Here is a 21,878-nt window from a genome sequence, read left to right as displayed (position 1 = left end):
GTGTTGTTATTATTGCGCCCGCTTTACGGGCGCTTATTCAGGCATTGTTAGTACTTGCTATAGATAGCGTATTTAACCTCTGGTTAGTTATGTGACAATGCCTAGTGGTGCTGCAGTGCGCCATGTGCCCCTGGTGAAATCCGGGAAGTCCTTGCTATTACTTCTGTCTGCAACTGAGTCCATTGAAAGAGGGAAGACCGCTGACCAAGCAGCTGCGTCGTAAACATCCTGATCTAGCGGCTCGCCATTACGAAGGCAGTAAATAATGCGCCAGAACATTAAGAAATCCATCCCACCATGGCCGCCGTTGCGCTCTGCTTCAGCCCCCATTTTTTGCCAAAGTGGATGGTCATATTTACCGTACCAATCATTCATGTCGTAATCCCACTCGTGAAAGCTCTTACTCCCGCCGTTTTCAAGCGCGATGCGGTTGGGGAATCCTGCAAATACGCCGTTAGTACCTTGAATTAAATTATGGCGGGAGTAAGGGCGTGGGGTAGTGGTATCGTGCTGTACCATAATCGAACGACCTTTGATGGTTTTAATGATGCTGGTGTTCATATCTCCAGCAATATAGTTCAGTTGGTTACGCTCATGATTTGCTGGGAACTCTCGTTTGGCATAGGCTGCACGACCAAGTGCTGGTGAACTCATGGACGAGATATAGTCGAAGCGATCGCCACGGTTGATATTCATATATTGAGAAACTGGGCCTAAACCATGAGTGGGGTAGAGGTTGCCGTTACGTTTGGTATGCCACTGTGTGCGCCACGAGCCAGTTTTATGCTCAATTTCTTTCATTTGCCAACGAAGTTCATGGATATAAGCTGCTTCACCGTGCAATAACTCACCGAATAGCCCTTGGCGAACCATGTTTAATACCATCAGCTCGTCGCGACCATAGCAAACGTTTTCCAACATCATGCAATTCTTTTGTGTGCGCTCAGCGGTATTTACTAATTGCCATGCTTCTTCTATGGTCACTGCCGCTGGCACTTCAACCAAAGCATGCTTGCCACTTTCCATTGTGTCTACCGCCATAGGCGTATGCCATTTCCAAGGCGTAGAGATGATTACAATATCAATATCATCGCGTGCCAACATGCGGCGATAGTCCATATCACTCTTGCCGTAAGTCGCAGGCTTGGGTAAACCCTTGTCGACAACAATTTTAACGGCTCTATCGACGACTGCTTGGTGCGTATCGCAGATGGCCTTGATCTCGACACCGTCAAGATGGCAAAAGTGTTTTACCGCGCCAACACCACGTTGACCCACACCAATAAAGCCCACTCGCACGACGTCCAGTTTCGGTACGACTAAACCTTGAACTGAATTTCCTTGTGGCTTTGGTGTAAGCGGCGTCTTATTATTGTTACTTGCGCAGCCAACCACTGCGCTTGTTGCTGCGATAGCAGCCATTGATTGAAGAAATCGCCGGCGGTTTAGATCACCCATAATAACCTCTTAGTTGTTCACTCTTGTTGTTAAAAACGAAATGTTATTTTTTGGTTATTATTACGGCAGTTTCATTTTGAACGCAAGAAAAATATCTTTCATATCCTTTCGTTTGTGTTTCGATTTGTTTCTGATTTAACTTTAAATCATTACAAAACAGATATTTATGTTTGTTTTTGTTTAAAGTTAAAAAAATAAATTGAAAGCAAGTGAAAGCTGTGTAGACTAAATTTAACCAAAACGAAAGGAGGTGTCATGCTGAACACCATCGAAAGACGCCACGAAATCGTTCAACTCGTTGGTCAAATGGAACGAGTTGAAGTATCTGAGCTGGCAGAACAATTTGGTGTATCAACCGTGACGATCAGAAATGATCTCAATGCCCTGCATGAAAAAGGATTGTTGGTTCGCTCTCATGGTGGTGCTGTTGCGAGTTCTAGGTTAACCAAAGAGCTCACCATAACGGAAAAGCACGACCATCATCACCAAGTGAAAGTAGAGCTCGGAAAGGTAGTGGCGGGTCTTATTGGTAATAATGAGTCTATTATTCTGGACTCTGGTACCACCACCGAAGAGGTCGCTAAGCAACTGACAGAGCACCAACAGTTAGTGGTGATGACCAATGGTCTTAACGTGGCGCAAGCACTCGTTGCAGCCGATGACGTTGAGGTGTTGATGACCGGAGGCTCACTGCGTAAAAAGTCGCTGTCGTTTTATGGCAGCCACGCAGAAGATCAGCTAAAGCAATATCACTTTGATCGTCTGGTGCTCGGTGTTGATGGATTCTCTGTTGATGTTGGTGTAACAACACACTTTGAACCGGAAGCCGCGCTTAACCGTGAGATGTGTAAAGCTGCAAAGCAAGTCATAGTGGTGACGGACTCCAGCAAGTTCGATCGTAAAGGTGTACATCGTATTATTGCCTGCGAAGAAATTGACGTTTTGGTAACGGACAGTGGTATTCCAGCTGATATTCATCAGCAATTGGTTGCCGCCGGAATTGAGGTACATTTAATAACGTCTTAAGAGGTGATCATATGCGGCGTTTTCAAGCCCTAATCGAAGCCAATAAATCAGGGAAAAACTCAGGCATTTATGCCATTTGTTCAGCTCACCCTTGGGTGCTGGAAGCGTCGATAAGATATGCCAAGCAGGAAAATACGCTGCTATTAATTGAAGCCACGGCCAATCAAGTTAACCAATTTGGTGGTTACACCGGGATGCGTCCTGCGGATTTTATTGCCAAAGTTGAAGAGATGGCCGACGAGCTTGGTTTTGATAAGCAGTCACTGATTTTTGGCGGTGATCACTTAGGACCAGTCTGTTGGACGAGTGAAAATAGCCAAGCCGCAATGGCCAAAGCGTGTGACTTAGTCGCAGAATATGTGAAGGCCGGTTTTAAGAAGATCCACTTAGATGCCAGCATGCCCTGTGCTGACGATCCTGACGCGTTAAGCGACGATATTGTAGCTAATCGCGCTGCTTTGTTGTGTCAAACAGCAGAATCAGCCGCGATTGCGACGTTTGGTCGTAGTGATATTGTTTATGTGATTGGTACTGAAGTTCCCCCCCCAGGTGGAGCTGATGAACAGATTGACAGTCTACAACCGACCAGCCAAGTTGCTGCGCAAGAAACCCTAGCTTGCCATCGTGAACTCTTTGCAAATAAAGGATTAACGGATGCTTGGCAACGCGTGGTTGCGATGGTGGTGCAGCCGGGTGTTGAGTTTGATAACACGCAGGTTTTTGACTACAAACCGAATGAAGCGAGTGCATTAAAAGACTTTATTCGTACCGTTGACCGTATCGCTTTCGAAGCGCATTCGACAGATTATCAAACTGCAGGCGCTTATCAGTCGTTGGTAGCTGACCACTTTGCCATTCTGAAAGTCGGGCCTGAATTGACCTTTGCGCTGCGTGAAGGGTTATTCGCGCTTCACCATATTGAAAAGCAATTACTACCCTATGTTCATAGTCAGTTTATTGAGGTAGTGGACGAGGTCATGCTGGCAGAGCCTACGAGTTGGCAGCGTTTTTATCACGGCGAGTCACAGCAACTCCGGTTCTTGCGCCAATTTAGCTTTAGTGATCGCATTCGCTATTACTGGCATCAAGACGCGGTGCAAAAGGCGTTAGCAACTATGCTCGAGAATCTAGCGCAGCAGACTTTATCATTGCCGCTTATCAGCCAATATTTTCCAGAGCTATATCAACAAGTACGCCGTGGTGAAATAGAAAGGGACGCCAAAGCGTTGGTGATTGCCAAAATTCAACGTGTTGTAGCTCGCTATTCAAATGCATGTTTTGCCATGGAGAAAGCGTCATGAACACTTTTCTAGGACTTGAAGTTACGCAATTAAAAACACAAAATGCCTATTGGACAGCAAAAGAGATCAGTCAGCAGCCACAGATGTGGCAAGAAACCGCCCAATTGGTCGCGAACATAAAGCCTAAGCTTTTGGTGGAGTTAGCTCCTTTTCTAGGTGACCCTGATACTCAGGTTCTTTTGACGGGGGCGGGTACATCCGCTTATATCGGTGATGCCATCGCCACTCATCTTAATGCACGCATGCGCCAAAGCGTACGAGCAGTGAGTACAACTGACTTAGTTGCTGCACCACGACAATACCTAGCGACGGATAAACCTTGTTTATTAGTATCGTTTGCTCGCTCAGGTAATAGTCCTGAAAGTGTTGCGGCTGTAGAGTTGGTAACACAGCTGGTTAGCAACAGTCAGCACCTTTTTATCACCTGCAACCGTGATGGAAAATTGCATCAAGCAGCGCAGCAGGCAAGCAATGCAACAAGTATATTGTTACCGGATCCTACGCTTGACCAAAGTTTTGCAATGACGAGTAGCTATTCGTCAATGATGGTCGCAGCGCTACAACTTTTTGCTGCGGATGATGGCTCCTTGGATAAGTTGATCAATGCAGCGCAAAGCATGTTAGCTGCGACAGAGCAGCAAAATATCCGTGCATTTGCACAACAACCATTTGAGCGTTTGGTGTATCTAGGCTCAGGTTGTTTACTGGGATTTGCAAAAGAAGCTGCGCTAAAAATGCTTGAGTTATCGGCAGGCCAAGTAATGAGCGTGAGCGAGTCACCGCTTGGATTCCGTCATGGTCCAAAATCACTTATCAATAGCAAAACTGCCGTGGTATGTTTTATCTCAAGTGATGGCTATACCAGCTTGTACGATCAGGACTTAGTTGCTGAATTGTTGCGTGATGGTACAGCCATGACGGTGCATTCACTTTGCCCTAAAATGTCACCTTTAGAAGATGTGTGGCAAGGGTTACTGTATATGTTGTTTGCACAGCAGTTAAGTTTCTATAAAGCGCTGAACCTCGGCATTTCACCGGACAACCCTTGCCCGTCTGGTGAAGTAAATAGAGTCGTGCAGGGCGTAGTCATTCATCCATTTGGGAGCGAAGTATGATTTATGGAGTGGATGTTGGCGGGAGCAAAATTGAAATTGCGGTGTTTGATGAAAAACTGCAACGTATAGAATCTTGGCGTGTGGCGACACCAAAGCACAGTTATGAGGCGTTTTTGGCGCAAATCGTAACTTTGGTGCAGCAAGCCGATGACAAATATGGTTGTAAAGGACAGGTTGGTATTGGTATGCCGGGGATAGTGAATGCGCAGCAGCGCGTGCTATCTGCAAATGTCCCTTGCGCCAATGGCAAAGAAGTTAAAGCTGATCTCGTCGCACAACTTGAACGGCCCATTGCGGTAGAAAATGACTGCCGTTGCTTTGCGTTATCAGAGGCCAGTCTTGGAGCCGGTAAGCAATATCAAAAGGTCTTTGGGGCAATAATAGGCACCGGTGCCGGAGGAGGGTTTTGCATTGATGGCGCGCTATATAAGAGCGCCCAAGGGATCGCCGGAGAATATGGCCACCATCCGCTTTCTGCGGTGTTACAGCAAAAATATCACCTACCTATTTTAGCGTGTGGCTGTGGACTGCAAGGGTGTTTAGAGCGCTATGTCGCAGGGCCAGGGCTTGCCGGTTTGTATCAACATTTCACTACGCGAACACTTACCTCAGAACAAGTTATCACTGCGATGCGGGCTGGAGAAAGTGAAGCTCGCCATGCTTTTAATTGTTATATGGATCTGTTGGGATCGGCGTTTGCAAATTTAATCAAAGCATATGACCCTGAAGTTATCGTGCTTGGCGGTGGTATGTCGCTTATTGATGAACTTGTAGAGGCGCTCCCAAAAGCCATCGAACCCCATGTATTTTCCGCGGTATCAGTGCCAGATATTGTTAGAGCCAAGCATGGTGATGCGAGTGGCGCATTGGGTGCGGCATTACTTGGGAGCAAAGTGCATGCTTGAGCAGCTTCGTTATATTCAGCCCCGTCGTATCTATACCCCTACCAGCGTCCTTGAAGCGCACGTTGCGGTAATAGAAGGTGAGCGTTTTCACGCGATTATTCCAGTGACGGAAGCGCCCGATAATACTGAATGTTATTCTAATTTAGATATGTGGCCTGGGTTAATTGATTTGCATATTCATGGCCGCGAGGGCTGTGATGTTATTGATGGCAAACTCTCCAGTATAGAAACTATTAGCACGTCGTTGCTCAAACATGGCGTCACTGGTTTTTTGGCTACCACGGTGACGACTACGTGGCCACAAACCATTGCGGCGATGAAAGTCGTGGGAGCTGCTTATAAGCAAAAAATGCCGGGTGCTCAGGTGCTGGGCGGATACAGTGAGGGCTTGTTCTTTAATGAAAAACACAAAGGTGCCCATAACGAAGCTTTCTTTAAGCCGCTAGACGAAGCCTTAATTGATGAAATGATTAGCGCGGCTGATGGTGCGCTTAAAGCGGTGGCACTCGCGCCTGAAAAGGCTAATGGCGTTAAGATGACACAGTACCTAAGTAAACATGGGGTGCGGGTGATGTTAGGTCATTGTGATGCGGATTTTGCGCAAACCAATGCCGCTCTAGCACATGGTGCCTGCGGCGGGGTCCACGTGTTTAACGGCATGCGCGGCATTCATCACCGTGAACCGGGCTGTGCTGGTGCGTTGTTACTTGATAGCCAAGCCTTGGTTGAAGTGATTGCCGATGGTATCCACTTACACCCCGCGATTTTACAATTGATCTACCGCCTCAAAGGGCAGTATAAGGTAGCTTTGATCAGCGATTGTATTAATGCTGGTGGCCTTAAAGATGGTGAATATCAATTGGGCGAAATGCCAGTGGTGGTTAAGGATGGCGTGGCGAAAACTCACAGCGGCAGTTTGGCTGGCAGTACACTAACACTTGAAAAAGCAGTGAAGAATTTAGCAGAATTAGCCAATATTCCACTTCTAGAAGCCATCAATATGGCAAGCTTAGTACCCGCAACTTATTTAAATATGGACAACGAACTTGGTAGCATTGAAGTGGGTAAAATAGCGCATTTTTCTTTGCTAGATGATGCCTTCCAAGTCCAGCATGCCAACTTGTTTGGAAAGCAGATATTTTAAACAAAAACCCAAGCTCACCGCCCTGAAATTGACAAAATACAACGGAATTTTCTTAAATACAGCGGCCTAGCAGTAAGCGATACGGTAAAAATGGGTCACAAAGTTTCGCATTAGAAACTTTTTCGCGAATTGATTGCATTTTAGACGACTTCAAGGATGATGTTCGCTACAAGAGGTGATATACTCCCGCCGAATAATTTTTCTACTTTAAATAGAGTAAAACAATGGCAGATTTATCGAAATACAGAAACATTGGTATTTTCGCGCACGTTGATGCGGGTAAAACTACCACCACTGAGCGTATTCTAAAGCTTACTGGTAAAATCCACAAAACTGGTGAAGTACACGACGGTGAGTCTACTACTGACTTCATGGAGCAGGAAGCTGAGCGTGGTATTACAATCCAATCAGCGGCGGTAACTTGTGAGTGGAAAGGCCACCGTTTAAACGTTATCGATACTCCTGGACACGTTGACTTCACAGTAGAAGTATACCGTTCACTTAAAGTACTTGACGGTGGTATCGGTGTATTCTGTGGTTCTGGTGGTGTTGAGCCACAATCAGAAACTAACTGGCGTTATGCGAACGAATCAGAAGTTGCACGTGTAATCTTCGTAAACAAACTAGACCGTATGGGTGCAGATTTCTACCGCGTAGTTGGTCAGGTTGAGAAAGTACTTGGTGCTAACCCACTAGTAATGACGCTTCCTATCGGTATCGAAGACCAGTTCTGTGGTGTTGTAGACGTACTTGAGAAGAAAGCATACGTTTGGGATGACACAGGTCTTCCTGAAAACTACGAAGTACAAGACGTTCCAGCTGACATGGTAGACAAAGTTGAAGAATACCATGAGATGCTAGTTGAGTCTGCTGTTGAGCAAGACGACGACCTAATGGAAGCGTATATGGAAGGTGAAGTACCTTCTCTCGAGCAAATCAAAGCGTGTATCCGTAAAGGTACTCGTGATCTTGCGTTCTTCCCAACTTTCTGTGGTTCTGCATTCAAAAACAAAGGTATGCAACTTGTACTAGACGCTGTTGTAGATTACCTGCCAGCTCCTACAGAAGTTGATCCTCAGCCGCTAACAGATCCTGAAACAGGTGAGCCTACTGGTGAAGTAGCAACTGTTGATGCTGATGCACCACTTAAAGCGCTTGCGTTCAAAATCATGGACGACCGTTTCGGTGCACTTACGTTCATCCGTATCTACTCTGGTCGCATGAAGAAAGGTGACACTATCCTTAACTCTGCAACTGGTAAAACAGAGCGTATCGGCCGTATGGTTGAGATGCAAGCTAACGACCGTAACGAGATTTCTGAAGCGCAAGCGGGTGACATTATCGCTGTTGTTGGTATGAAGAACGTTCAAACGGGTCACACGCTATGTGATCCTAAGCACGAATGTACACTTGAAGCGATGATCTTCCCTGATCCAGTAATCTCAATCGCTGTTGCACCTAAAGATAAAGGTGGTAATGAGAAGATGGGTATCGCGATCGGTAAGATGGTTGCAGAAGATCCTTCATTCCAAGTTGAGACTGATGAAGATTCAGGTGAAACTATCCTTAAAGGTATGGGTGAGCTTCACCTAGACATTAAGGTAGACATCCTTAAGCGTACATACGGTGTAGACCTAATCGTTGGTCAGCCACAGGTTGCTTACCGTGAAACTATCACTAAAGAAGTTGAAGATAGCTACACGCACAAGAAACAGTCTGGTGGTTCAGGTCAGTTCGGTAAGATTGACTACCGTATCAAGCCTGGCGAAGTTGGTTCTGGCTTTACGTTCAAGTCTTCAGTTGTTGGTGGTAACGTTCCTAAGGAATTCTGGCCAGCAGTTGAGAAAGGCTTCAAGTCAATGATGGACGAAGGTGTACTTGCGGGCTTCCCAGTACTAGACGTTGAAGTTGAGCTATTCGACGGTGGTTTCCACGCAGTTGACTCATCAGCAATCGCGTTCGAAATCGCTGCTAAAGGCGCATTCCGTCAGTCTATCCCTAAAGCGGGTGCACAACTTCTTGAGCCTATCATGAAAGTTGACGTGTTCACGCCAGAAGACAACGTAGGTGACGTAATTGGTGACCTTAACCGTCGTCGCGGTATGATCAAAGACCAAGAAGCTGGCGCAATGGGCGTTCGTATCAAGGGTGAAGTACCACTATCTGAAATGTTCGGATACATCGGTCACCTACGTACTATCACGTCTGGTCGTGGTCAGTTCTCAATGGAATTCTCACACTATGCACCATGTCCAGCAAACGTTGCTGACGCGGTAATCGCAGCTGAGAAAGAGAAAAAAGCAGCTAAGTAATTAATTACTTATTTTGCATGAAAAGGTCGCCTTTGGCGGCCTTTTTTTATTTTTAAACTCAAAGAGTTATTGCATTAATTCCCTGTCTAAAAGTCGTCACGATTATTTCATGTTTTATTAATTTTAAAGTTCTTGCTTTAGGAACATTGGCACTTTATCATTAGCTTTTCTTCAATAAATTGGGTCACGTTATTGCGTCGGGGGCTCAAATTTGATTGTGGTTGGGTAAATAAAGGAGATACTCAATGAGAACTATAGAACTGGAAATAAACTGGCTTTTCTATGTACTGGCACTGTCCCTTATCTGGCTGGGTAATGCGCTGTTTTCTATCTTAGATATTCCCTCATCATTATTGCAAATAGTTACACTTACCTTACTATTTTTTACCCTATCATTATTGGTACTGTCATTAACCGGAAAGCGTTTTCTTCATATAGATAAGGCGGGGGTTAGCTATAACTTTTTAGGTAAAACCCATTATATCCATACGGAACATATTCAGGCGATTAGGTTACGCTCTTTGGGCATTGTAAGTCTACCCGAGGTATATCTCGATGACGGTCGTATTATTCGCTTCTTTAGCTGGAAAATGAATCGCGATGAGCTTTTAAAAGCAGAAAGTTTGGTCAGATAAGGTGTAGAGGAAGTGCAGGTGAGGGTTTCACCTGCTCAAATTTAAAGGCTTCACACCAATAGCATTAATTCAATTGGTATTACTTTTCATTCAGCCAAATTGCCGCTTGTTTTGCAAAGTAAGTCAAAATGCCATCTGCACCAGCACGCTTAAATGCTAGTAGAGACTCCAGTACAACAGGCTTCTCAGCCAACCAGCCGTTATCGATAGCAGCCTTATGCATGGCATATTCACCACTGACTTGATAAGCAAATGTTGGTACTCCAAACTCATCTTTAACGCGTCTGACAACATCTAGGTATGGCATGCCTGGTTTTACCATCACCATATCCGCACCTTCTTGTAAGTCCAAAGCCACTTCACGTAATGCTTCATCAGAATTAGCAGGATCCATTTGATAGGTTTTCTTGTCTGCACCTTTCAGGTTGCCCGCAGAGCCGATAGCGTCGCGGAAAGGGCCATAATAACTCGATGCATACTTGGCAGAGTACGCCATTATACGAGTATGGATAAAACCGCACTCTTCAAGTGCTTCGCGAACAGCGCCAATTCGGCCATCCATCATATCGGAAGGGGCGACGATATCGGCACCTGCCTCTGCATGCGAAAGCGCTTGTTTGACTAGTACTTCCACGGTTTCTTCATTCATGACATAACCATCTTCATCTAAGATACCGTCTTGACCGTGGACTGTGAATGGGTCTAATGCAACATCGGTGATCACACCAAGCTCAGGACATGCCGCTTTAATAGCACGTACCGCTCTTTGTGCAATCCCTTCAGGGTTGTAAGCTTCCTCAGCTAGTAACGATTTTTGTTCCGCCGGTGTTACTGGGAATAAGGCGATAGCAGGAACCCCTAGCTCTACTAGTTGCTTGGCTTCCTCAACTAATAGATCAATAGATAAACGCTCAATACCTGGCATTGATGGGATAGCTTCACGCTTAGATTCACCATCCAATACAAATACTGGATAGATTAAGTCATTAACCGTTAGCGTACTTTCGCTCATTAGACGTCTTGAAAAGTCATCGCGACGCATTCTGCGCATGCGAGTTAGGGGGAAAAGATCGAGTCCTGATTGAGCCACGTTAGTTCTCCTGATTGGGTTTGAAAGTAACAACACGATTACGACCTTGCTGTTTTGCTTGATACAAGGCTTTGTCCGCATTGTCAGTGTAAAGCTGTGGGTTATGTGGATCGCTAACCACTGCACTATAAACGCCTGCACTGGTGGTCAACTTAAGCGTATCTTCACCAAATTTGATATTGAGATCTGCTGTAGCCACTCTCAGGCGTTCAGCTACTCCGACAGCACCTTCTTCTGGGGTGTTTGGTAGTAGCAAAATAAACTCTTCACCACCATAGCGGAACACTTCATCATGTGGTCGCCGCAAGTGTGATTTTATTAAGTTGGCAAATTCGCAAATTGCTTGATCACCAGCCAAGTGACCATATTTGTCGTTAATTTTTTTGAAGTGATCGATATCAAATATAACAAGGCTCAATACTGTCTGCTCTCGTCTTGAACGACGTACTTCCATCTGTAAACGCTTGTCGAAATAGCGCCGGTTCTTCACTTTTGTGAGTGGATCTTCCATGTTCATGCGCTCCAGCTCTCGGTTTTTATCCTCAAGTTCCCTTAATGTGACTTGAAGCTCAAAAGTGCGTTCCTCAATGTTGGACTCTAAGTCGTACTGGGCCTGTTCTTGTAGTTTAAGTTTTTCTTTTAATAGGGCATCTTCAGCTTGAGTATGAGCTAGCCGTTGCTGTTGCTTGGCCAGCTTTTCATCTCTTTGAAATATATATAGACGTATGAGCAGGTAACTTAGCAACGTGGCTTCAACGACAAAAATACCAAAGTAACCCAAATGGTTCAAAAAGCTGCCGGACTGAACCCCCAGCTCAACCGTAAACGGGTAGCTGATTACGATAAAGTGGCAGAGCGCGATTGCGATTAAGATATTTCGGCTCTTGTGGTTAACACGAGCGAGCGTATAGATAATCAATACCGAGACAATAAAGCTGATGCTAAGCGCTAGCAGGAGAGACTGAGAAACAGGTAAAAAAGCAATGAGCAGAAACAAGCACAATGTCGCTAGAATGGCCTTTCTTTTCGTCAGCTTTGGGTGCGCAAGCAGTGACTTTCCTGAGCAATAACTCAAAGCGGGCAACAGCAGTGCGCTGAGCAATAACATCATCATGCCTTGACCATACTGTTGAAACCACTGCCATGAAGAGTAAAAGTAGCGATAACCAAAGCCATAGATATGTGCATTGAAAAGCCATACTGTAGTGATAAACAAAGTGGCACATAAAAAGTAACCTTTTTTTGTAACACAATAGAGCGTGGCATTGGTTAAGGCGAGTGCTAGTACAAAGCCTGCTAAAATTCCAAAAATAAGATTAAATTTACTCTTAAATTGGAGGTATTCATTCGGCTCCCAAATTGCAAGAGGAGCCGTGATAACCCCCTCATCACTGATCTGTAAGTATAAATGGCTTTGCGTTTGTGGCTGCAGCTCAAGCGGAATAACTAGAGATTCATACTTGAGTGGCCGCTTAATCAGTGGCAAGGCATCGCCCATATCTAAACTGAATATTGGATGGTTCGGCCTGACATGATAGGCAGTTACCGCATCGATGAGATTATTGTTTATACTTACCAACACTGGTGTGAGCGAGTTGTTGGTATTGTGCAGCGCTATTTTTAACCATAAGTACTTCGCTACAGGTCGAAGGCCTGTAGGGATTTGGGTGCTGCTATGCCATTCGACAGGAGCTGCAAGCAGTTCGTTTAACGATGCATATTTACTCAGTGTGTAACTTAGCTTTACTTGGTGTTCTACCTTAAATGACTCTGAAATAGTGACGGCAGAAAATACAGCAGAGCTGTATATCAATATAAGTAAAGACAACACAATGCGCATTACTGGCTTTACCTCACAAACAGCTGTTTAAAATTAGCCGAAGTTGTGCTCATCACTTCCGTGACAGGACATTGTTTTAGGTGTGCAATTTGCTCAGCCACATAAGATAAATACATTGGTTCATTGCGGCGAGACTTGGGTTTTGGGCTAATTGTTCTTGGTAGTAGGTAGGGCGCATCAGTTTCCAACAGCAAACGGTCTAGGGGGATGTATTGGATTAGATCTTGTAGTGCTTGGCCTCTACGTTCATCGCAAACCCAACCTGTGATGCCTATCATTAACCCATAGTCCAAGTAACGTCGTAGTGCGTTATGGTTACCAGTAAAACAGTGTAATACTCCATGAACGTTAACTTCTTGCAGTAACGAAAATAGCGCATCGTGCGCGTCTCTTTCATGTAGATACACAGGATAATCAATAGCTTCTGCTAACTGCAGTTGCGTCAAGCACACGCTTTGTTGTATCGGCCTTGGTGAAAAGTCACGATTAAAGTCCAAGCCACATTCACCAACAGCAATAGCCCTGTCACTACTTTTTAAAAGAGTGAGGAGGTCATCGTAGAGGGTGTCAGGTGCATCTTTTGCGTCGTGAGGGTGGACTCCTGCTGTACAATAAAGCTGGTATTGCTCAGCGAGTAAAATACTTTGTTCGCTGCTTGTTAAATCGCAGCCAATGGCGAGCATTGATTCTATGCCAGCGTTTTTGGCTCTAGCAATTACCTTGGCCAAATCGGATGAAAATTGCGAGCTGGTGAGGTTTACACCAGCATCGAACATCGTGTTCATCAGTTAACTCGTTTAACTCGCGTTGTACGGTTTGAGCCCGCTTTCTTCATTAAAAAAGAGCCAAAAGACGCGCGTTCAATAATTAATGTGTCTCCTTCATTGGCGAAAAAAGTTTCTGAAGAAACTTGCCGCCATACTTGACCATTGTCCAAGGTGAATACCATTTTATCGCGGCCTTGAGTGGTTGTTTTTACGAGTTTAGCTGTAATTTCTTCGATTTCTTCGCTTGCCGCTTTAACTTTATGCTCTAAACCAAAGCCATCTTCTTTCAACTCTACTTTTTTTTCATTGCGCGCTGTGTTTATTTGATCTTTGTTTACGGGCGCTTTGCTTGAATGTGTTTCCGTGATTGGTTTATTAGCAATCACATTGTCGTAGCACATGAGTCGTTTAAAATCATTTTCAATCAGAGTACAAGCTTGTAGTGCCTGCGTATTTATCGGCTCTGCGGCGCATAAAGAGGAAAACCCTAGTGCGAACAGTATCATGGTTTTTTTCATTGTTCAGACTCCTGTTGTTGTGGTTTAGCGCTGTAAAATCTGGCTAGAATGAGCCCCAATTCAAACAAGAGTAGCATAGGTAACGCTAATAAAGTTTGAGATAGAACATCTGGTGGAGTTAAAAACATTGCGATGACAAAAGCACCAACGACAACATAAGGGCGTTTTTCTTTTAAGCTCGCAGGGGTTGTCATGCCACTCCAACATATAAGCATAATGGCGACTGGAATTTCAAAGGCGATGCCAAAAGCAAAAAATAGCTTAAGGATAAAGCCAAGGTAACTGCTAATATCCGGTGACAATGTCATCATCTCTGGCCCCACACTGGTAAAAAAGCCAAGTATGATAGGCATGACAACAAAGTAACAAAATGCTATTCCGCCATAAAATAGCAGCACACTAGAAAGTAATATAGGAATGAGCATACGTTTTTCGTGTTTATATAACCCGGGTGCGATAAAGCCCCACACCTGATGCAAAATAAAAGGCACAGCGGCAAATAGTGACACAAAAAGCGTTAATTTAAAGGGAGCAAAAAACGGCGCTGTAACATCTGTAGCGATCATGGTTGTGTTGCTAGGCAAGCTATTTACAAGCGGTGCTGCAACGAAGGCATAGATGTCATTGGCGAAGTACACCAAAGCAACAAAGATAACGAAAACGCTCAATAACGCTCTCATTAAGCGGTTTCTTAACTCAACAAGGTGAGCTATAAATCCACTTTGGGCTGATTCTGTCATGTAACTTGACTCGTACGAATATAATTCCAGTTAGATATAACAAAAAGGAGCGGCTTGGGCGTCTCATTACCCAAAGCTAGCCTTTGACTGAACTATCTAACTGCTAGATTGATTAGTCTTTGTTTTTATTATTTTCGGTTGATTTATAAGAATGTCTGACTGATTCAGCCGCATCTTGTAACTCTTGAACGGATTGCTTGAGTTCGGGGGCCAAATCTTGCATTCCCTGTTGTTCCGCTTTCTTCAAATTATTATGTAGCTCGTGAACACGTAATTCTTCACTCACTTCAGCCTTGACTGAATTGGCGACAGATTTTACCGTTTTTATCCATCTCGCTACGGTGCGGATTGCAACGGGAAGACGTTCGGGGCCAAGTACAATTAGGCCAACGATAAGAACGACCACTAACTCCCACATACCCATGTTGAATTACACCTTATCTTTTTCTTTCTCTGATATAGGTTGTGCTTGCTCAGTTGTTGTATTTTTTAACTTTTCTGGCTCAGAGTCGGTCGCAGTTTGCTCATCCGATACTGCCTTTTTAAAGCCTTTAACTGCACCACCCAAATCACTACCAATACCGCGTAATTTTTTAGTTCCAAATAACAAAACAATGATGGCTAAAATAATAAGTAATTGCCAAATACTGATCCCACCGAATCCCATAATAACTCCATTGATACTTACTGCTTATGAATAATGATTATACGCCTAGCGAGCAAAAAATCACCCTGTTTTACGCCATGCGCCAATAAATACTAGCACGGCAATAATCGCAAGTAGGCTACTTGCGACAGGCTTGTCAAAAATAAAGCTCAATCCCGATATAATTGCAAAACTGCTCGCTGCTAAGCCCAATAATAGAGGCTTAGTCGCAGTATCTGCTTTTTGTGTGACAGTTGGAGGAGGGCGGCGCTTGAGATTTTGGTAAATTAAATCTGGCAGTTCAGGCATTTTTTCAGCCCAAAATGGTAAGTTCGCATATAGCTTTTTCGCCACCGCGAGAGGGCCAACTTGTTCTTGCACCCAATGCTCTAAAAAAGGTTTGGCCGTTTTCCACAGATCTAACTGCGGATAAAGCTGGCGCCCTAGGCCCTCTACATACAACAGAGTTTTTTGCAATAATACTAGCTGTGGTTGTACTTCCATGTTGAACCGTCTTGCCGTATTAAACAAATTTACTAGCACATGACCAAAAGAGATTTCTGCAAGCGGTTTGTTAAAAATGGGTTCGCATACAGTGCGAATGGCAAACTCAAACTCTTCTACGCAGGTATCTGCAGGAACCCAACCAGAATCCACATGAAGCTGTGCCACCTGACGATAATCACGATTAAAAAAGGCGATAAAGTTTTCGGCCAAATAGCGTTTATCTTCGCGGTTTAAGGTGCCGACTATACCGCAATCTATGCCAATATACTTAGGGTTATGAGGGTTTTCACGAGAGACAAAAATATTGCCAGGATGCATATCTGCATGGAAAAAACTGTCACGGAATACCTGTGTGAAAAAGACTTCCACGCCGCGCTCGGCCAGCAATTTCATATTGGTGCCTTGCGCTAACAAGGCTTCGGTGTCTGAAACCGGAATACCGTAGATGCGTTCCATCACCAGCACGTTTTTACGTGAATAATCACTATATACCTCAGGGATATACAGTGAATCTGAGTCTTCAAAGTTGCGTCTGAGTTGAATTGCGTTCGCGCCTTCTCGCATCAAGTCTAGCTCGTCGAGTAGGGTTTTTTTGTATTCCCTAACAACTTCCACTGGGCGCAGGCGTTTTCCTTCGCTGAGTAAATTGACAACGATTTTAGCGAAACGCTCCATTAAAGAGAGATCTGCATGGATTTGTTTCTCGATATCGGGACGAATAACTTTGATCACGACATCTTTTAACTCATCTTTGTGTTGTAGCTTGGCAGCATGTACTTGCGCTATCGAGGCTGAAGCCAGCGGTTTTGATTCAAATTCAGCAAAGTATTCATGAATATTGTCGATTTCTAGCGCTTGCTCAATGAGCTTTTGCGCCATCGCGGGGTCAAATGGTTGAACTTGGTCCTGCAAAAATGCCAGTTCTTCGGCAATATCTGGTGGCAGCAAATCTCGGCGGGTCGAAAGCATCTGACCAAACTTGATCCACACCGGCCCCAAAGTTTGTAGCGCCAGACGTAGGCGTGTGCCTACCGGTTTGTCTTTATGCTTGTTACGCAGCCAAAACAAACTCGCTCGAGCGAGTTTACCGTACCAAGGCTGCTTATGCGCAGGGACGATTTCGTCTAAACCATAGGTTAAAAATGTTTTGGTGATCTGATGCAAGCGAAGTAAAGACAACCTAATTTCCTTTGTTTTGCTGAAGTAATGCGCTGAGACGTTGATTTAAGCTTTCGACTTGATTATTTAGTGTTCTCACTTGCTGCTTAAACTGTTGAAACTCGAGCGGGTGAGGCGCAACTTTCAACTCATCTTGAAATAACCCAGTTAGGGTTGCCTTGGCTACCTGTCCATCTTGCTTTGCGCGATGCGCTAACTTACGAAAAGCATCTACGGCAACTTGTGCGGGCCCATCACCGACATATTTGGCGAGGTGTTCCGCCCAATCAATATCAAGTGTTGCTAATGCATTACTATATAGTTGTGCTAGCGCCAAATCCCCTTCAAGATCGAGCTTATCTTGACGGATAAGCGCAGTGAGCTGGCTTGGATCTTTGAGCTCAAGCAAGGTTGGTAAATCGGCACTAATTGAACAATCGGCTTCGCCATCAAAAGGACATAAAACATGAATGTTAATGCCTGTGTAAGTAACGGCTAAACAAGTATTCTGATCTCGAATATCAACACTGAGTACTTTATGTTGGCCTTTACTTAGCACATGCTTTAGCTCAGGAGAGAGTTCGAGGCCTTTGTTTAAAGCCGTCTCAAGTACGGCGCCAAGTAATGAAGCTAACACAGCAACTCCTAGAATTTAAAGCCGCGATGAAGGGCGACGATGCCTCCGGTCATATTTTGGTAGTCAGTTTGTTCAAAACCGGCTTCATCCATCATGGATTTTAGCGTTTCTTGATCTGGGTGCATGCGAATAGATTCTGCAAGGTAGCGATAAGACTCACTGTCATTTGCAACTAATTTGCCCATTGCAGGTAATAGTGTAAATGAATACATATCATACAGCTTTGCCAGCGCCTCGTTATCGGTCTTTGAAAATTCAAGTACCAGTAAGCGTCCACCTGGTTTTAGTACTCTGTACATTGAGCGCAATGCTTTATCTTTATCAGTTACGTTACGTAAACCAAAGGCAATAGTGATGACATCAAAAGTATTATCGTCAAATGGCAGCATTTCTGCGTTCATTTGAACGTATTCAATATTGCCAACAAGTCCCGAGTCGCGTAATTTTTCGCGGCCGACTTTAAGCATTGAGTCATTAATATCACCTAAAACAACTTGTCCTTTATCACCAACTAATTCGCTAAATCTTGCGGTTAAATCACCCGTACCGCCAGCAAGATCAAGTACTTTGTGACCAGCGCGTACACCTGAGCAGGCAATAGTTTGACGCTTCCACAAACGATGGATACCGAATGACATCAGATCATTCATGATGTCGTATTTTGCAGCTACAGAATGAAATACGTCTGCAACCATAGAGGCTTTTTTGTCGGTCTCGACTGTTTTGTATCCAAAGTGGGTAGTATTGTCTTGTGACTCTTTCATGTGGGTTCCATCATTACTCTGCAACTATGCTTGCTAGTGTACTTGATTGGTAGCCGTAGGTGCAATTTCTTATCCGTGTTGTATTGTTGAAAATGCAAACAAAAGAGGATATTGCGGATCAGTGACTAATATAACAGTGTTGGCCGAGAGAATGTGCCTTCTGTGCAGCGTAACCTGCGCGTTTTGCCAACACATTAAAGTCTTGCTCTGGTGCAAGTTGGGCTATCCCAAGGGCCAGAGATACATTGGGTAATGGAATTTTCCCTTTCGCGCTGACAAACTTTAATCGCTCTACACCTTTACGCACTTTTTCCGCGATAACACTCGCGGTATCTAAGTCTACATCGGCAAGGATAACCGTGAATTCTTTTTTACCTGTGCGACCAGGTAAGCCGCTTTCAACGACATAACGTTTGATATTATTGGCGATACGATTAAGCACAACTTCACCCACAACATCACCAAACCGCGTTGAAAACTCGTCAAGGTTATCAACTTGGATAGAAAGCGCACAGACGGATTTTTGCTGCGATTGCCATAGGGACACTTTTTGATGAAGATAGTGACGCTTATAAAGACCCGTTTGTGGGTCTAATAAGTGTTGTTTACGCAAGTCGAGTAGTAACTTTTGATTACGTTCATACTCTAAACGCGATTTTATTAACGCTTGTTTAAATTGTTTGTGCTGTTTTAGCAATAGCTCAGTTTGTTTGGTGAGTGTTGATAGTGCGCGCTTACTCTTTTGAATGTTGTGTTCATCTAAATTATGCACACATTGACTGACTTGTTGGGCAAAGCGAATAACCTGCTTTTGTGAGGTTTCTGCATTTTCGTGTAATTCAGTCACCAAAGAATCAACGCCTTCAAGCAGTTCAGATTGTGTTTTTTGACCTTGATCTAGAAACTGATAGTAGAGTTGCTCAATGAATACGCAGTCTATTTTTGTGTGCGCTTTGATGGCTTTGTTGATGGCACAGTCGAGATCTTTGTTCGTGGCGCTAATATGGGTATAAGCGACCTGATAATTTAAAGGCGTAGGCGGCAAATGATGTTGCTCTAAAAACAGGCACACCTGTGTCATTTTTTCTTGGGCAACAGCCATGGGATCATGGAACATCATTTCATTTACCACAACAATTAATTATCAAACGTTAATGAACTACCACCAGCTCCTTCGGTGTAACTCTTGTCCTAATTGCACTAGACCTACATTAATCTGTATCGTCCGAATTTAAAAGTAAAAAATTTGTCTTTGAAATAGAAAATTTACATTTTTTTGTTGAATTGCTGATTTTCTCATCAATTTTTACTAGGTTGGGTAAATTGTATTCGATCTGAGATATTCGTGATTCTGTCGAATTAAGTTGCATCTGTTACCTGACTCTCCTACTTTGACTAGCAGAAAGTTCATTTCACTATAACAAAAGCTCAGAACGATGGATAATCATTATCTTTTGGCTATTTTACCGCGAGCTGAGTAACAACAAAGTATTGAGGAAGTCAGCGTGTTATCACCGAAATTAAAGCTGTGGACTAAGCGTTCAAGCGTCGCCGTTTATTTAACTGTCGCCTTATCTGGTTGTGCTATTACCGGAAGTGACAATAACGCTGAGTTTACTCAAATAGCTGGCAGCGTTATGAAATTTAGAAGTGATAACAATGCCTATGGTCGCAGTGATACAAAAGCAGAGTTTCTACTACCAAACCTCAGTGCAGAAAAGTTGGCGACCGCAAATCAGCAGCGTCTACAGTTCTTGGCTCAGCTCGACAATATCGACACTTCAGCGCTAAGTGAGGAAAATCAAATCAATCTCACTATTTTGCGTGCACAAGTGCAGAATAGCGTCGATGAATATCGTTTTCATAGCCACTATATGCCGCTCACCTCGGAATACGGCTTTCATTCCGGTCTGTCTTTTATGATCTCGAGTCATGACTTTAAGAAACGTGCTGGTTACGAGCTATATTTGGCACGTTTGCAGCAGGTTCCACGCTATTTTAAGCAAAATATCGACTGGATGAAAGAAGGTATAGCGGTTGGCCTGACTCAGCCGAAAGCTGTGCTTGAAGGTTATGAAAGTTCTATAGAAGCTTATATCGTTGATGATGTGACAAAATCCGAGTTCTATGGCCCGTTTACACAAAATCAAGCGGGTTTGCCTGATGCCGAATTTAAAGCACTGCAACAACGTGCCAAAAAAATTATTAAAGGCGATGTGATCGCAGCATATCAAGATTACCTTAATTTCTTTGTCAATGAGTATCGTCCTGCGGCTAGGACCGAAATTGGAATTTCTTCTACACCAAATGGTGAAGCGTTTTATGCGAACCGAGCGAAATACTATACCACCACGAATATGACGCCTAAGGAGATCCACGAACTTGGTCTCAAAGAGGTGGCTCGGATCCGTGCGGAGATGGAAAAAATTATTAAAAAAGTAGGCTTTAAGGGATCTTTTGCCGACTTTGTGCAGTTCTTAAGAACCGATCCACAGTTTTATGCTAAAACCCCCGAAGCGTTACTTAAAGAAGCTGCATATATAGCAAAGAAGATGGATGCTCAGCTACCTAAGCTATTCCATACATTACCAAGAAAGCCTTATGGTGTCGCACCAGTGCCTGCGAGCATTGCGCCTAAATACACGACTGGGCGTTATTCGGGGGCACGCAGTGATACTGATGCAGGTTATTATTGGGTAAATACCTACGCGCTGGATAAGCGCCCGTTATATGTATTGGAAGCATTGACTCTACATGAGGCCGTGCCTGGTCACCACTTGCAGATCTCCTTGAATGCCGAGCTTGATTACCTACCGGAATATCGTCGTAACGAATACATTTCAGCTTTTGGTGAAGGGTGGGGGTTATATTCTGAGTTTTTGGGTATCGAAGCGGGGTTCTATCAAGACCCTTACAGTGATTTTGGTCGTTTAACCTACGAGATGTGGCGAGCGGCTCGTTTGGTTGTAGACACCGGCATGCATATGTTTGGTTGGAGCCGCGAACGAGCGATGAACTTTATGAAAGACAACACTGCCTTGTCCTTACATAATGTTAAAACGGAGACTGATCGTTATATTTCGTGGCCAGCTCAAGCACTGTCATACAAAATTGGTGAACTAACCATTAAGCGGCTACGTCGCAAAGCAGAAAAAGCACTGGGCGATCAGTTTGATATCCGTGAGTTCCACCATCAAATCTTACGTCATGGCTCTGTGCCATTATTTGTGCTTGAAGAGCAAATCGACAAATATATTGAAACCACGATGAATCAAGCGCGTAAGTAATTGCGTTTATCCATTTAATAAAAAAGCC

General features: G+C 44.1%; 20 protein-coding genes. 8 read left to right on the top strand and 12 right to left on the bottom strand.

The features are described from left to right. Nucleotides 1-87: 87 nt before the first annotated feature. Complete coding sequence (locus JJQ94_RS23325; RefSeq protein WP_099030916.1) at nucleotides 88-1,458, bottom strand: Gfo/Idh/MocA family oxidoreductase; 1,371 nt, start codon at nucleotides 1,456-1,458, stop codon at nucleotides 88-90. A gap of 255 nt (nucleotides 1,459-1,713) precedes the next feature. Between JJQ94_RS23325 and agaR the strand changes: the two genes are divergently transcribed. The 7 genes from agaR to JJQ94_RS23290 all read left to right on the top strand — a co-directional run bounded on the left by agaR (nucleotide 1,714) and on the right by JJQ94_RS23290 (nucleotide 9,896). Further along, the gene (gene agaR / locus JJQ94_RS23320; RefSeq protein ID WP_099030917.1) at nucleotides 1,714-2,484 is read left to right on the top strand and encodes a transcriptional repressor AgaR; all 771 of its coding nucleotides are present in this window, start codon (nucleotides 1,714-1,716) and stop codon (nucleotides 2,482-2,484) included. 11 nt (nucleotides 2,485-2,495) lie between these two features. Then, nucleotides 2,496-3,785 (top strand): D-tagatose-bisphosphate aldolase, class II, non-catalytic subunit, encoded by a 1,290-nt coding sequence (locus JJQ94_RS23315; protein ID WP_099030918.1) that lies wholly within the window; start codon nucleotides 2,496-2,498, stop codon nucleotides 3,783-3,785. Next, nucleotides 3,782-4,900, top strand: coding sequence for an SIS domain-containing protein (locus JJQ94_RS23310; RefSeq protein WP_099030919.1), 1,119 nt, complete (start codon nucleotides 3,782-3,784; stop codon nucleotides 4,898-4,900). Before JJQ94_RS23315 ends, JJQ94_RS23310 begins: the two co-directional genes overlap by 4 nt. Beyond that, nucleotides 4,897-5,805: an ROK family protein gene (locus JJQ94_RS23305; protein WP_039493393.1), complete on the top strand. Its 909-nt coding sequence runs from the start codon at nucleotides 4,897-4,899 to the stop codon at nucleotides 5,803-5,805. The genes JJQ94_RS23310 and JJQ94_RS23305 overlap by 4 nt, the downstream gene beginning before the upstream one ends. After that, a complete protein-coding gene (nagA, locus tag JJQ94_RS23300; protein WP_099030920.1) occupies nucleotides 5,798-6,949 on the top strand; it encodes an N-acetylglucosamine-6-phosphate deacetylase in 1,152 nt (383 codons plus the stop codon). Before JJQ94_RS23305 ends, nagA begins: the two co-directional genes overlap by 8 nt. Nucleotides 6,950-7,173: 224 nt before the next feature. After that, nucleotides 7,174-9,261 (top strand): elongation factor G, encoded by a 2,088-nt coding sequence (fusA, locus tag JJQ94_RS23295; protein WP_099030921.1) that lies wholly within the window; start codon nucleotides 7,174-7,176, stop codon nucleotides 9,259-9,261. A 245-nt stretch (nucleotides 9,262-9,506) separates the two neighbouring features. Beyond that, nucleotides 9,507-9,896 (top strand): hypothetical protein, encoded by a 390-nt coding sequence (locus tag JJQ94_RS23290; RefSeq protein WP_099030922.1) that lies wholly within the window; start codon nucleotides 9,507-9,509, stop codon nucleotides 9,894-9,896. A 79-nt stretch (nucleotides 9,897-9,975) separates the two neighbouring features. Here JJQ94_RS23290 and hemB read toward each other — a convergent pair whose 3' ends face one another. From hemB to JJQ94_RS23235, 11 genes are all read right to left on the bottom strand, one after another. Then, nucleotides 9,976-10,986 carry a porphobilinogen synthase gene (hemB, locus tag JJQ94_RS23285; RefSeq protein ID WP_026001016.1) on the bottom strand — a complete coding sequence of 337 codons (1,011 nt, stop codon included), beginning with the start codon at nucleotides 10,984-10,986 and terminating at the stop codon, nucleotides 9,976-9,978. A gap of 1 nt (nucleotide 10,987) precedes the next feature. Beyond that, nucleotides 10,988-12,826 (bottom strand): sensor domain-containing diguanylate cyclase, encoded by a 1,839-nt coding sequence (locus JJQ94_RS23280; RefSeq protein ID WP_099030923.1) that lies wholly within the window; start codon nucleotides 12,824-12,826, stop codon nucleotides 10,988-10,990. An 8-nt stretch (nucleotides 12,827-12,834) separates the two neighbouring features. Then, complete coding sequence (locus tag JJQ94_RS23275; RefSeq protein WP_099030924.1) at nucleotides 12,835-13,611, bottom strand: TatD family hydrolase; 777 nt, start codon at nucleotides 13,609-13,611, stop codon at nucleotides 12,835-12,837. After that, nucleotides 13,611-14,111, bottom strand: coding sequence for a hypothetical protein (locus JJQ94_RS23270; protein ID WP_099030925.1), 501 nt, complete (start codon nucleotides 14,109-14,111; stop codon nucleotides 13,611-13,613). The genes JJQ94_RS23275 and JJQ94_RS23270 overlap by 1 nt, the downstream gene beginning before the upstream one ends. Next, nucleotides 14,108-14,851 carry a twin-arginine translocase subunit TatC gene (gene tatC / locus JJQ94_RS23265; RefSeq protein WP_010376474.1) on the bottom strand — a complete coding sequence of 248 codons (744 nt, stop codon included), beginning with the start codon at nucleotides 14,849-14,851 and terminating at the stop codon, nucleotides 14,108-14,110. The genes JJQ94_RS23270 and tatC overlap by 4 nt, the downstream gene beginning before the upstream one ends. A 112-nt stretch (nucleotides 14,852-14,963) precedes the next feature. Then, nucleotides 14,964-15,275, bottom strand: a complete 312-nt coding sequence (gene tatB / locus JJQ94_RS23260; RefSeq protein ID WP_010376473.1) for a Sec-independent protein translocase protein TatB — start codon at nucleotides 15,273-15,275, stop codon at nucleotides 14,964-14,966. A gap of 6 nt (nucleotides 15,276-15,281) precedes the next feature. After that, on the bottom strand, nucleotides 15,282-15,518 hold the full coding sequence (gene tatA / locus JJQ94_RS23255; RefSeq protein ID WP_099030926.1) for a Sec-independent protein translocase subunit TatA: 237 nt from the start codon (nucleotides 15,516-15,518) through the stop codon (nucleotides 15,282-15,284). Between the two features lie 60 nt (nucleotides 15,519-15,578). Continuing rightward, entirely contained in the window at nucleotides 15,579-17,183 is a 1,605-nt protein-coding gene (ubiB, locus tag JJQ94_RS23250; protein WP_010376468.1) for a ubiquinone biosynthesis regulatory protein kinase UbiB, read from the bottom strand. A gap of 1 nt (nucleotide 17,184) precedes the next feature. Then, the gene (locus tag JJQ94_RS23245; protein ID WP_099030927.1) at nucleotides 17,185-17,799 is read right to left on the bottom strand and encodes a ubiquinone biosynthesis accessory factor UbiJ; all 615 of its coding nucleotides are present in this window, start codon (nucleotides 17,797-17,799) and stop codon (nucleotides 17,185-17,187) included. Nucleotides 17,800-17,807: 8 nt separating this feature from the next. Further along, nucleotides 17,808-18,563, bottom strand: coding sequence for a bifunctional demethylmenaquinone methyltransferase/2-methoxy-6-polyprenyl-1,4-benzoquinol methylase UbiE (gene ubiE / locus JJQ94_RS23240; protein ID WP_010376465.1), 756 nt, complete (start codon nucleotides 18,561-18,563; stop codon nucleotides 17,808-17,810). A 118-nt stretch (nucleotides 18,564-18,681) separates the two neighbouring features. After that, a complete protein-coding gene (locus JJQ94_RS23235; RefSeq protein ID WP_099030928.1) occupies nucleotides 18,682-19,683 on the bottom strand; it encodes a GGDEF domain-containing protein in 1,002 nt (333 codons plus the stop codon). A 385-nt stretch (nucleotides 19,684-20,068) separates the two neighbouring features. Between JJQ94_RS23235 and JJQ94_RS23230 the strand changes: the two genes are divergently transcribed. Continuing rightward, a complete protein-coding gene (locus tag JJQ94_RS23230; protein WP_099030929.1) occupies nucleotides 20,069-21,850 on the top strand; it encodes a DUF885 domain-containing protein in 1,782 nt (593 codons plus the stop codon). Nucleotides 21,851-21,878 lie beyond the last annotated feature (28 nt).

The organism is Pseudoalteromonas sp. GCY (genome assembly GCF_016695175.1).
Taxonomy (GTDB): domain Bacteria; phylum Pseudomonadota; class Gammaproteobacteria; order Enterobacterales; family Alteromonadaceae; genus Pseudoalteromonas.
The sequence above is the reverse complement of the archived record's forward strand: the minus strand, read 5'-3'. Positions and strand labels throughout refer to the sequence as shown.